The organism is Granulicella sp. S156, from assembly GCF_009766105.1.
In the GTDB taxonomy this organism is placed as follows: domain Bacteria; phylum Acidobacteriota; class Terriglobia; order Terriglobales; family Acidobacteriaceae; genus Granulicella.
The window spans coordinates 227336-240256 of sequence record NZ_LMUH01000026.1 but is presented as its reverse complement, the minus strand read 5'-3'; the positions used below and the strand labels follow the sequence as shown (position 1 = coordinate 240256).

At 53.2% G+C, this 12921-nt stretch carries 6 protein-coding genes; 2 read left to right on the top strand and 4 right to left on the bottom strand.

Annotated elements, in window-relative coordinates; all coding sequences use genetic code 11:
* Positions 1-81 precede the first annotated feature (81 nt).
* Positions 82-702 (top strand): TetR/AcrR family transcriptional regulator, encoded by a 621-nt coding sequence (locus GSQ91_RS26140; RefSeq protein ID WP_158824011.1) that lies wholly within the window; start codon positions 82-84, stop codon positions 700-702.
* A 115-nt stretch (positions 703-817) separates the two neighbouring features.
* Here GSQ91_RS26140 and GSQ91_RS22550 read toward each other — a convergent pair whose 3' ends face one another.
* The 4 genes from GSQ91_RS22550 to GSQ91_RS22535 form a co-directional block, all read right to left on the bottom strand.
* A complete protein-coding gene (locus GSQ91_RS22550) occupies positions 818-2182 on the bottom strand; it encodes an amino acid permease (protein WP_158824010.1) in 1365 nt (454 codons plus the stop codon).
* 659 nt (positions 2183-2841) lie between these two features.
* The gene (locus GSQ91_RS22545; RefSeq protein ID WP_216845380.1) at positions 2842-4218 is read right to left on the bottom strand and encodes a S9 family peptidase; all 1377 of its coding nucleotides are present in this window, start codon (positions 4216-4218) and stop codon (positions 2842-2844) included.
* Between the two features lie 113 nt (positions 4219-4331).
* Positions 4332-7139: a UPF0182 family protein gene (locus GSQ91_RS22540; protein ID WP_254064829.1), complete on the bottom strand. Its 2808-nt coding sequence runs from the start codon at positions 7137-7139 to the stop codon at positions 4332-4334.
* Between the two features lie 332 nt (positions 7140-7471).
* Complete coding sequence (locus GSQ91_RS22535) at positions 7472-10837, bottom strand: TonB-dependent receptor (protein WP_158824009.1); 3366 nt, start codon at positions 10835-10837, stop codon at positions 7472-7474.
* A gap of 468 nt (positions 10838-11305) precedes the next feature.
* On the opposite strand from GSQ91_RS22535, the gene GSQ91_RS22530 reads away from it, so the two are divergent.
* On the top strand, positions 11306-12739 hold the full coding sequence (locus tag GSQ91_RS22530; protein ID WP_158824008.1) for a hypothetical protein: 1434 nt from the start codon (positions 11306-11308) through the stop codon (positions 12737-12739).
* Positions 12740-12921: the final 182 nt, after the last annotated feature.

The window sequence follows — 12921 nt, the reverse complement described above, 5'->3', positions numbered from 1 at the left end:
GTTTCAATACAATTTGAAGCTGACCTCCAATACGTACATGATCGCTGATCGATCCTAAATTTGCAGAGAAGATGAGAAAAGATGCCTACAAAGCTGCCTAACAAGAACGACCTTAGAACGAAAGAAACCAGGGATCTCCTCCTCCGCTCCGCCGAGACAATCTTTGTACGCGATGGGTATGAAAGCGCGGAACTTGGAGAGATCGCGTCGCTGGCGGGACGCACCAAAGGAGCCATCTACGCTCATTTCAAGAACAAAGAGGATCTCTTCATCGCACTGTTTGCGGAACGAATGACACTCCACGCGGACCGCATGAACGAGAACCTTGCCGAATCGACGAGCGTAGAGCAGAGCCTGAATATATTTCGCGAGTTCTATGTGAGCACACTTGACGATAAAAACTGGTCGCTTCTCCTGCTCGAGTTCAAACTGTTCGCGATTCGCCATCCAGAGTCGAAGGAACGGCTCCAGAAAGTCTATAAAGAACTGCTTCCCCGGGCTCACCAGGAAGAAGAGTTCATAAAGGTCTTTGGATCCAGTGGCAACGATTTGAGTCGCTCTGCCGCAGTTGCGACACTAGGCCCCATACTCTCAGCTTTGGCAATTGAGGAACAGTTTGTGCCTGAGCTGCTAGATGAGCACACTCTAAAAATGGTAACCGCTCGCCTCTTCGATGCACTGCTGACATTACCTGTGCGTTAACGGATACCATCGACGTTCCAAATCATCCTTGTCCTCATGGTTTGCTTCCGCCGTCTACCACGATCGACGAAAGCAGACCATCCTGTAGTGGAGACGGCCCAGTGGGAATGGAACTCTAGGTGCGATTCTTATTGAGCCCGAGCCCATAGAAAAGCGCTGTCAGCAGCACTAACCATAGCGGGCCGATGATCAAAGCGACTCGCGTGTCCGGGAAATAGGCCATCAATCCGATAACGAGCGCCAGGAAAGCCAGCGCGAACCAGGAACCATAGGGATAGAAGGGCATGCGGAAGGTCAGTTGCTCGCGTTCTGTATTGCTCAGGCTTCTCCGGAATTTCATCTGCGTTACCAGTACGACAGCCCAGGTCCAGATAGCGCCGAACGTTGCGATCGACGTGACCCATACAAAAACTTTTGCCGGCACCAGATAGTTGAGCAACACTCCAAACAGCAAGGCGACAATGGACACCTGAACTGCCCGGCGAGGCACACCACCTGACGAAGTGACTGCAAAGAGTCGCGGGGCCTGTCCCTGTTCTGCGAGGTTATAGAGCATACGGCCCGTGCTGTAGATACCTCCGTTGCACGAAGATAGCGCGGCTGTAAGTACCACGAAATTAATGATGCCCGCCGCCGATTTGATGCCCAACCGTTGAAACGTCATGACGAATGGACTGCCATGCGTGCCGAGCTCGTTCCACGGATAGATCGCCAAGATCACGAAGAGGGCGCCAATATAGAAAATAAGAATGCGCCAAAACACAGAGTTGATCGCATCGGGAATCGACTTCTTCGGGTTGTCAGCTTCCCCAGCGGTAAGTCCGATCATCTCCACACCAAGGTATGCAAACATCACCATCTGCAGAGCCATCAGCATGCCACGCCCGCCGTTGGGGAAGAAACCGCCATGTGTCCAAAGATTGCTGATGCCGGTGGCGACACCGTGATTGCCCAGGCCAAACAGGATCATGCCGGCGCCGGCCACAATCATCAGCACGATGGTGACCACCTTGATCATCGCGAACCAGAATTCGAATTCGCCGTAGGCTTTGACAGCCGCCAAATTGACTGCGCCCATCGCTGCGAGCGCAGCCAGGGCCCAGGCCCATTGCGGCACATTTGGAAACCAGACGGCCATGTAAATGCCGACTGCCGTGATTTCCGCAATACAGGTGACCAGCCACATGAACCAATAGTTCCAGCCGGTCAGATAGCCGGATAGTGGACCGAGATAATCTTGCGCATAGCGGCTAAAAGAGCCGGCAACCGGCTGGTGCACAGCCATTTCGCCGAGAGCGCGCATGATAATGAAGATCGCGATTCCGCCAAGAACGTAAGAGAGCATGATCGCAGGACCAGCGAGCTTGATTGCGCTGGCCGAACCCAGGAATAGACCGACGCCTATCGTTGAGCCCAGCGCCATCAGGCGAATGTGCCGTTCCCGCAAGCCGCGATTCAATGTTTGCTCGTTCGTATGCATGTACTACCTTTCGTTTACCGATGGGCCGGGGGTGACCATAGAACACGTTTTGGCCTCGGATTTTGTTTATCCATCCCCGGCAATAAGAATTCGTATTGGATTGTCAGTTGTGGTCTGAATGGCTATTGTGACAGCCGTTCTTCCATCGTTATGTCATCAAGGATTGCTTTTGAAATCATAGCGACGATGCCGACGAAGTGGAAGCGCTCAAATTGGTACGTATCGTGCGACTGTACGATGCAAAGACATGTATGCCATCCACGGAGACAACGTCTGTTTCGATGAGCATCATCGGGCGAGCCTGGAAAGATGGCAGAGCTACAACGTCCTGCCGATCCGTGAGCAAACTTCTCCTTGTTAGGCTTCTCTTCGGCACTTCTACCAACCGAATAGTTTGTGAATAGATGTTGGAATTGATAGTAGACAGCAACCACAATAATGATCAATAGAGTGAATGAACCAATATGAACCAGTGCAACTGACCACAGGATGTGGGGGCATATCATAGTAGTTTCGTACCGAGAGTTCAGCACCACACTCCCCAGTAGGTCTTCCTATATTCCAGCCAATAGAGGATGTCGGCTACAGTGCACTGAGGATTGCTAGTGTAACTCGCGTGGATGGAATCTATATGCTTCACACGTGCAACGCGGAGACGCTTACATGTAGCGACTGGCGAAGATGATGAAGGTCGGCCAGTTGGGAAGAGGCGTGTGGCCTTCGGAGTGTTGCCGAAAACCGAGCTCGCCAGAGATGAGGGCGGTCTCAATGGGCGGGTAGCTGGTGGTTTCAAGGCCTCTCTTGCCGAGCAGGCGGTAGACCGGACCGGCGGCGACTTCGGCAATAAAGCTGCCACGTGTATCAGCCCAGCCATCGCCCTGGATAGTACCCCCGCCGATAAAGACAGGCCGTGGGGCGCAGAGGGAGATCAACTCGTGTGTATCCACGGGCATGTCAGATGGAGTGAGCGGGCCTGCATATTTGAGGTAGTTACCGTCCATCCAATGATATTCGCCAATGTCTGCAACGTTTTCCAACTGCTCGCCAAAACGATGGCGCGCAAGCGCAGACCCACCTGCACCGGCTGAGCTAATGTAAGCCACAGCAAAACGCTGGTCGTAGGCCATTGCGACAAGAGCAGCTTTGCCGAAACGCGAGTGACCTTCGATCGCGACATGCTTTGCGTCGACGGCCGGGTCAGTTTCCAAATAGTCCATGACTCTTGAACCACCCCAGGCCCAGGCGCGGAGAGCACCCCAGTCGTCGAGCTTGCGCGGCTGACCGTGATTGCACAGCCCGATGATCCCCTGGGTCAAACCGGCGCCATTGTCAGGTTGAATGGTAGTGGGCTGAAGCAGAGCATAGCCCCAACCTTTGGCCAGCACTTGCTGCTTCCAGGTAGGCTCCTTCTCAGGCGGAGGGGGTGACGCGGGGGCGACGCCAGTGGGACGCGGGTAATTTTCAAAGGTTAACTCGAGGACGACCGGGACGGCTTTCGGCAGGCCGATAGGAAGAGTGAGCGAGACATCGATGTTAACCGCGATTGCCGGGTAGGCTGAGTTATCGACATGGCCAATGAGATGCTTGGTCACGGTGGCAATGCCGTTGTCGGAGCCTTGTGTTGTTGAGACAACTTGCCAGTGAACCGTTGGGGCATTAGCAGGTACGCGACCGAAGACTTCACGATCGAAGTCCTCTACAATCTCGGGGCGCCGCTTAGTCCACCATAACTTCGAGGTAGTGACAGAATTGCCATTGTTCAGAATCAGAGGATTGGGCAGATTAGGCCAGGGGTTGGCCTTGCTCTCGTCGAAGTTAACCGGGTTGGCAGCTTTAGGGTCATGTTTGACGCCGGGACGCAGGGTGTTGATGTGCAGGAGATCGAGGAGACGTTGGTGGTCCTGGGCGGCGGTCATCTGAACAGGGCCTGGGGTACCCTTGGTTTGAGTGCCGCTTGGAGCGATCTCGGACGGGTTCTGTCCGGAGTATGGTGAGAGCAGGAAGGCGAGCACGAGAGCAATGGGAAGGGTCAACATGGCGTGGAAGAAACCATAGCAGAATCTCCCCGAGTTTAAGGATAATTTCAGAGTCAATCCAAAAGTCTCGTCAGCTCAACCCCGTCGCTAACAATAAATCTTTCTTCCGGAATCTACTTCTCATGAGCGTTTAGCTTGTCGATCACAAGCTTCAACTCATCAAGCTTTTGCCCAGCTTCTGCAAGCTTTCCCTTCGCCGTTAATTGCTGATAATCAGCAAAGTCTTTGCCAGCCTCCGCGATGAGTGCATGGATATCTTCCGCAGGTGGGGTTGTGCCGTGGGGTGCTGGTGCAGCTGACGATGTTTCCGCGGAACGCAGCGACGAAACATCCCCTCCGAAAAGAGATGCCAGCGCCGCCTCGAATGTGGGACCGTAAGCGAGCTTGTCTTGCAGGGCCAACACAACCAGGCGCAACTCCGGCATAGGGCTTTGTTGAGCCTGCAGGTAAATGGGTTCTGCATACAGAAGTGCGCGGCCGGACGGGATGACCAGCAGACTTCCCCGCAATACGTGAGAGCCCTGTTGATTCCATAGCGTCAATTGTCCTGAGAGCTGTGCATTCTGATCGATGCGCGATTCAATCTGTTGGGGACCATCAACAAGTCTTGTCTTGGGGAAATCGTAGACGACTGCCGTTCCATAATGAGCGCCGTCTGAACGCCCGGCAATCCACCCAATAAGGTTGTTCCGGTTAGCTGGCGTGAAGGGGAGAATCTCCACAAACTCTTCCCCCACTTCCCCGGGTAGTTTCATCAGGACGAAGTTTGGCTGCATCTCCTGAACTGCTTGTCCGCCGTTACCGTCAGGCCCCGTCTCTGTGGCAACTGTCCATAGATCCTCACGGTTGAAAAAGACCTCTGGATTCGTCATGTGGTACAGGCCATAGACCTCCGACTGCACTTTAAACAGCGCCTCGGAGTAGCGCACATGTCTGCGAAGGTCCGCTGGCATCGCGGCAGCATCCTTGAAGAGGCTTGGGAAGATACGGCGATACGCCGTTAGAATCGGGTCCTCGGCATCAAAGACATAAAAAGTGGTGGCCCCGTTATAGGCGTCGACAACCACCTTGACGCTGTTGCGCATGTAGTTGATCGGGCTATCGCCGAGGTTGTAGTGAGTCGAATACGGATAGCTATCGGAGGATGTGAACGCGTCCATGACCCAGGAGAGCCGGCCATCATCGCCGACCACCATGTAGGGGTCCTGGTCGAAGGTCAGAAACGGCGCCAGCGTCGCAATGCGCTCACGTATATTGCGCCGCATCAGCAACCGGCTCTGCGCATTGACGTCGTCACTGAACGGTAGCTTTCCAAGATCGTCGCGAGCGATCGAGAGAATGACCCGCCGCAGAAAACCGCCCAGCACAATACCGCCAGTTCCCTGGTAGGACGTGAGGTTGTTGCTCTGCCCCTGCGGGTAATCAAACTCCTGTTGCCTTGTATTGACGTACACATCGGTGTTGGTAAGTTCGCCAAAATAGATCTCAGGGCGCGTTACTTTGAGACCGGGCACTGTGCTCTGGACAGGCATGTTGCTCAGCAACAACGTCGGCAAACCTTCTGCCGTGAACCCGTTGACGGGGTTCATCGTTACTCCGTAGCCGTGAGTGTAAATCAGTTTCTCGTTGATCCAGTTTCGGCTGCTAATTGGAAGTTTTTCGACGTTCAGTTCGCGCGCAGCGAGCATCACTTCGCGCGTCGTGCCGCCGAGGTTATAGCGGTCGATGTCGATGTCGGGAAAGTCGTAATAGGTGCGAATCTCCTGGACCTGACGAAGCGTATCCTGCAGTGCATGCCAGTCCCAGAGCCGGATGTTCTGCAGCGTGGGCTGATTGTTAGCCGGATCGGTTGCATCAACCGTGGTTTCAGCAGGAAATTCGTGCTGTGCGAATCGATCGAGCCCGAAGGCTTGTCGGGTCATCTCAATATTGTGGGCAATGAAAGGTCCTTCACGAACCAGCTCATTCGGCTTTACGATGAAGTTTCCAACATACCAACCAACGACCCCCAGCACAACATAGCAGACCGCGGCGGGAGCGATTGCCAACACGAGCCATCGTCCGCGTGATTCTCGCACAGCGTTGACCGCGGCGATGCCTGCACCGACGACCAGAGCAATACAGACCAGGAGCAGCCCATGGATCATCACATGAGCGTCGGTATAAGTGACGCCGTCGAAGATCGTGTGATGCTCCAGCAAACTCTGGAACCGATCGACATACACCACCATAGCAAGGACGAGCAGCAGAAACGCGACCGTGATGGAGAGCCCCCGCCAGGGCGACGAGCCATATCTCGTCCGTTGTTTGGAGAGTGCACGAGAGCCGCTCGTGATGACGAGAAACAATACCGCTACGCCACAAGTCACGATCGCCAGCGTCATAAGCCAGTCGTTGATGACCTGCCACGCTGGCAGAGTGAACAGGAAGAAGTTCAGCGGCTTCCCAAATATCGGATCGGTAACTACGCCCGTTGCATGGGGCGCAGACCAGAACAGCGCTAGCGTTGGCCATTCCGACATCAGCTCGAAACCGGCCAGGCCAGCAATAACAATCGAAAGGCAAAAGGAAATGACGCGCAAGGCAGGTTTGACCGATAGGGTGATCGGCTGTCCTGAGATGATGATCGCGCGAGCACTCGGCAGATCGGCCTCGTGAGACCGCCGGATCATTGAGAATGCGCCGTACAGAAGGAGGAACGTGATCCCTGCAAAGACGATGAAGATTCCCGCTTGCAGGCTCACCGTCTTCCAAAAGACCTCGCCATAGCCCAGCGATCCAAACCAGAGAAAATCGACCCAATAGGACAGTGAGATTCGGCCGCCGATGAAGGCACCAAATACGATTGCGCCGAAGAGAAGAAGTTTGCGACGTCCTCGCCCCAATTCTGGCTGATGTGACGAGTCGATGATTGCTGGCACGCGCTATACCCCGATCGATGAACACTGCGATTGTACAAGGCGCTGAAAGAAGGCGTGCCGCCCCTTCCATCCAATCGCCGGGATGAATCGTACCGCCAGGGAGGATTCTCGGGGAGGAGATGAACCCCTTCAGCAACCTCTTCAGCAAGGGGTCAGAATTCATGATTTCCGGCAGATGCGAGATTGGTTAGTCCATGAGGACATCATCCATTCTTAAACACGAGTGAGGCTCACGGTGCCCGCGTCATACGCAACGGGCAGAGAGGGAGAGATGGTTTTTCTGAGATGATTAGCTGCTCGGATACATTCCGGTTCTTTGCGTGAATGCCCTATCAGAATGCCAGGCGAGCCCCAATTTGAAGATTGCGAGGTTGACCGCTACTCGTAACCTGGCCAAATGTTCCATCTGTCACACCGCCATCCACGGCACCAAGGTTTCTGTTATTGAACGTATTGAAGGCTTCAAAGCGTAGTTGAAAGCTCGCTCGGTCGCCGAACTGTTGTTTGCGGCTTAGACTCATGTCCCAATTGCCATAGGCTGGCTCGCGAAGATTCGGCTCGTTGCGGCTCCCGGTTCCAGTCGTGTAGGGTGCTGGAACCGCATAGGCTGTTGTGTCAAACCATTTTTCTGGGTTTTGCAATCCGTTTTTTAGATGGGGGTCGTGCAATTTATCCGCAACAGCATTGATACCCGGCAGATTTGTGTTGTTTGGGGCCGTAATAACAACTGGGATTCCCGAACCATACGTTGTTATTCCGCTCCACTGCCAATTACCAACGATATGAGAAACAATGCCCTTGCCCAAAATCTGGTGTCCCCGTCCAAAAGGCAGTTGATAGATGTAGTTGACCACCAAATAATTGGGGCGATCATATTCTGCTACTGCTCGCGATAGCCCCAGGTTATCGGGATCAATGATTGCTCCGCTTCGTCCGGCATACCTCTCCGGCACATTGTTTATTCCTTTGCTGAGCGTATAGGACGCCTGTAGAAACAGCCCATGTGCGTCGTCTCGATGCTGAAGCTGCATGGTGAATGCATCATAGTAAGAGTCACCGACAGGATCGTGGTACCAACTCACTCCGGTATATTGCGGAAAGTGACGTAGCAGTTGACTATATGCGACCGTAGGTGCGCCCAATGCCCCCTGCAATTGTCCTGCAAAAGGATTAGTCACCTGCTGCGTGAGTTTAGAACCCAGGCTCAGGTCCGCGATAGGTGCCGCATTACGATCCAGGTTGTACCATATGTGCTCTCCGCGGGACCCGGCATAAGCTGCAGTGAGTACGGTGCTGCTGGCCAGCGACCGCTGAATGCTCAAGTTCCAATCCTGATGGCTTGGAAGTGTGCCAGGACGAAATGGAGCACCAATTCCTTGCCCTACTAGAGAGCTCGCTGGAGCAGGGTAAGGAAGATACCCAGCTGCAAACGGGTTGGATAGAGTTGCTCCTACCGGTGGTGTATTCGGCGCTGGAGGGGGCGGCCCCGTATAGACGTTCGTCGATACCTGATAACCAGTGCCTGCGACGTTGCCATCACTATTTGTGACATAAAAGATTCCATATCCACCACGCACCGCGGTCTTGTCTCCAACCTCCCATGCGAATCCGAGGCGTGGCGCAAAATTCTTGTAATCCGTGTCATTTTCCTGTCTCGGATTTCCGTTCACCCCGGCGAACTGCACAACGCCTGGAAGCTTTGTGACCGGATCGGGCGTCGTTGGATCAAACCATGTCAGCTTGTTGTATCTATCTGTCCAACCGGTAAGAACGTCATAGCGGAGACCGAGATTGAGCGTGAAATTGTGGGTCACTTTATAGTCATCGTTAACATAACCGTCGATATTTTTTTGCGATGATGTCGCCGACGCATCCCTCGTCGTATACCCACCGTCCGGCGCACCGAGCAGAAATGAAGCAAACCCCCACCCGGCATCGGCCGTGGCATCTGTAGGATCGGGCCCCTGGGTATAGTTCCTGTCAAAGGTGAAATCTCCAGCTGGATTTAGAGGACGATACTGATTGAAATAGACAAATCTATAATCGAAGCCTGCTCTCACAGTGTGGGCACCAGTGACCCACGTAAGGTGAGTTTGTCCTTGATTGCTGCCTTCTGAATCTGAGTCTACAGCGGAGTTTTGAATACCGAGGCCACTCTCGTCTGTAATACCAAATTGAGGAAATACCTTACTTTCCGTTTGTTGAACGAAAGAGCCAGGAAAGCCAAGACTGCCAACGTCAAATCCCTGGCTTGGAATCAGTGTCCCAAAGAAGGTGTGAACGAAGTTTCCACGGGACTCCACCAGCAAATTGGGTCGAATGGTCCATGTATCGCTGACTGTCCCTGTCCACGCAGTATTAGTGGCGCCACCTGGGTCACCGTTGGTCCCTGTCTGTGGGAATGCTATGTTGACAGACGGAGTTATACCGGTGTAAGCATGGCGTCCTACCGTCACAAAAACCTTGTGACTGCTTCCGAAATTCTGGTCGACACGAGCAAGAAAGGTATTTTGTGTCGTCGTCCTGGTAGGAGTAGCCTGATAGTTGTTATAAATTCCCTGAGTACCATAGGTATTCGGCATTGGATAGTAGCTGAGTACCTTCTGCACAATCGGATTACTCATCCTACTGGAAGGAATGATATTGCCCGGAAAGGGAGTTCTTTTCCAGGTATTCGTAGTTCCCGAAACCAACGCTGTCGAGTTCGGATCGTAAATCGTAATTCGATTTCCATTCTGGTCCACGAGCCCGGAAAAATCGCCGGCACGCATAGCTGCCGTCGGAACGCTCGCCGTGATCAGGTCTGGAGTGCTCTGCGGGTCCCACTCAAGGTTCAGAAAAAAGAACGTCTTGTTTCGCCCGTTATATAACTTGGGTAAGATCGCGGGCCCGCCGATGCTAAATCCATAGTTGTTCTCGTGGTAGGTACTTCTGGCCTGGCCCACGTGATTCGGATACCAACCATTAGCGTTGAAGTCTGTATTGCGGACATACTCATATACGCTACCGTGAAAGACGTTTGTTCCCGATTCAGAAGCCGCGGTAACTACGCCACCTCCGGACATACCGTACTCCGCAGAATAATTATTTGTGATGAGCTTCAATTCACCGACGGACTCCAGGGGTGGCGTATAAGCGAGATCCCCTGAAGAACTGTTACCCTGCGTAGCTCCATCCAACATAACGTTGCTCGTGTTTGCCATACCGCCGTTGATCTGTGCCTGAATGCCGGCGTTGAAATACACGGGAAGCACCCCGGGCTGGAGGGCCAACAGGTTATACGGGTTGCGTCCGAGTTGCGGGAGCTCGATAATTTGCTGGCGGGATACCGTCCCTCCAAGTTCAGAGTTTTCCGTCTCCAGCTGAATGGCATTTGCTTGAACGGTCACGTTCTGCGAGAGAGCCCCCACCTTGAGGGTCAAATTTATACCTGTCGAGAGATTAACCGTAATATGGATGCCGGAAACTGTAGATAGGGAGAAACCGTCCGCCTCTGCCGTGACTTTATAGGTGCCCGGAGCAAGATACGGAATCGTATAGTAGCCGTTGGAGTCCGAGACCGTAGAGCTCACCGTATTCGTGGCCACATCGGTTGCGGACACCTTCGCGCCGCGAATGATTGCGCCGGAGGAGTCCCTGATTAAGCCAGTGATCGTTCCCTGCTCGGCCTGGCCGAACGCCGCAGTACAAAGCGACAAAGGGCTTCCAAAGAGCATGCAAAATACAACCAGGATGCCGGGCAACAGTAGGCGAAATCGCGATTTGAGATTTCGGCATGAAGACGAAATTTTGCGTAGAGTTGCGTTCCCACCTTGAGATGATGCTTGGCTCATTGGATCCCCTGTACTTCTAGATATTGCTCTGGCCGATTTTGAGTACGACTGCTTGCGGGTCGGATCTCATCGAACAGGCACAAATCTACGAGGGGAAAAGAGGATTTGGCAACGTTAGGGAAGCTCCTAACAGTGGCCGAAAAGTCAAACAAAATCAGTAATTTGCATAATGCGGCATAGCTTAACGGTAACTACCTACCGAAGAACAGTGGCAATGGCACTTCCCTCCAGGAGAAGCAGCACGTTACGCCATGGCACCTGTGGGCAGACCGTGGGGCCGAAAAGAGCGCCCTACAGGAACGGTGTTAGAATTGCTCTCGCTCGATACCATCTATGTCGCAGACCTCTCAAATTGAAGCACGGACCATAGAATTAGCGAAAATCTCTGAGACAGAGGAAGACGTTTTCCTGCTTAAGCAGCATGTCAAAGAGGTTATTGAGGGAGCTGCGTTTAGAGGAAGTCATCGCAGCGGACAATTTCTTCAGTACATCGTTGACCAAGCAATTGCTGGGCATACCGAGTCGCTGAAAGAGCGCATCATTGGAATCGAACTGTTTGGCCGCGCTCCTTCGTATGATACCGGGGATGATGCAATTGTTCGCGTAACCGCGAGCGATGTTCGCAAGCGCTTGCTTCAGCATTATGGTAGATACGGAGACACCTCAGAGTTTCGTATCAGTCTTCCCTTGGGTTCATATTTCCCGGAGATATCCCGTGATCCACTTCAAGAAGCGCGTCCAGTTTCTGCAGGGGTCATACAACCGGCGTCCGAAGACATTCAACCCTATACTCCTCATGCGCAGCCAGCGGTAGCAGCAATTTCTCCAGAAGCAGAGTCTGCCTCCTTGGCCACAGTGGATCTCGAAACACATGAAACCACGAAACAGAGCGGACGTAAATGGCTAGCGATATGCCTAATTCTCACGCTAGTGAATGTTGCATTATGGGGTGCTTTCTGGAACCACTTTACCCACAAAGCCAGGGCGACGGCTTCTATACTTCCCTGGTCCGTGTTTCTCCCTTCACCACACGCATTACATCTGATCACCAGCGATCCGGACATAGCCGAGATTCAGGGATACACAGGACAACAGATCTCTGTTTCTGACTACGCCAACCATAACTACATCCCGCATCCAGACAAGCTGACGCCTGAGACCAATCGGATTACCCAAATCCTCCTGCGCGGAAATAAAACATCGCTTGTCGACACCCCGATTGCGGTCAATCTCGCACAGCTCGCACAATCCGGCGCAAAACGGATTGAATTGCAAACCGCTAGAAGCTTGCAGCTTTCAAACCTACAGACCGATGACAACTTCGTTCTGCTTGGAAGCCCCCTCTCGAACCCATGGACAGCTTTTTTCAGCGATCAACTGGATTTCCGTTTCGTCTTTGACAAGGATTCTGGACAGGAGATCATTCGCAACCTTCATCCGCGGGAACATGAGCAGACGCAATACGTCCCGACCGCCCTGGGGTGGGCGACCGGCCAGTCCTATGCCATTGTCGCTCTGGTTCGAAATCCAGATCAGACTGGGCAGGTGCTTCTCATTGCCGGCGCCAACGCAGAAGGCACCGAGGCTGCAGGAAAACTGGTTACGGATCTCCCCCGCTTATCCAATGTGCTTCGGAGCTGCGGCATCTCTCCGTCAGGCCCTCCGCAACACTTCGAATTGTTGTTGCGGCTGAATACCATGGCTGGCTCATCGACAAACACCAATATAGAGGCATGTCACATTTTGCCTGAGACCTCCACTCACTAGGAATTGCTATCTTGCATTTGCTATTCCGGTCCCCCATAGCCCCGGAATAGTCCTAGGAATGATCAGAGTCCTATCTATAAGTTCCTATCAGCGAAAACATCTTCGGTCGAACTTCGATCAGTCATCGTCACGCATTAGGTCCGCTATCCAGAACAGGTAACTACTGTTAGAGCAGCTAGTAT

What these genes read in the sequence shown, in the direction of transcription:
- GSQ91_RS26140 (WP_158824011.1), top strand. Translation starts at nt 82, where the DNA reads ATGCCTACAAAGCTGCCTAACAAGAACGACCTTAGAACGAAAGAAACC.
- GSQ91_RS22550 (WP_158824010.1), bottom strand. Translation starts at nt 2,182, where the DNA reads ATGCATACGAACGAGCAAACATTGAATCGCGGCTTGCGGGAACGGCAC.
- GSQ91_RS22545 (WP_216845380.1), bottom strand. Translation starts at nt 4,218, where the DNA reads ATGTTGACCCTTCCCATTGCTCTCGTGCTCGCCTTCCTGCTCTCACCA.
- GSQ91_RS22530 (WP_158824008.1), top strand. Translation starts at nt 11,306, where the DNA reads ATGTCGCAGACCTCTCAAATTGAAGCACGGACCATAGAATTAGCGAAA.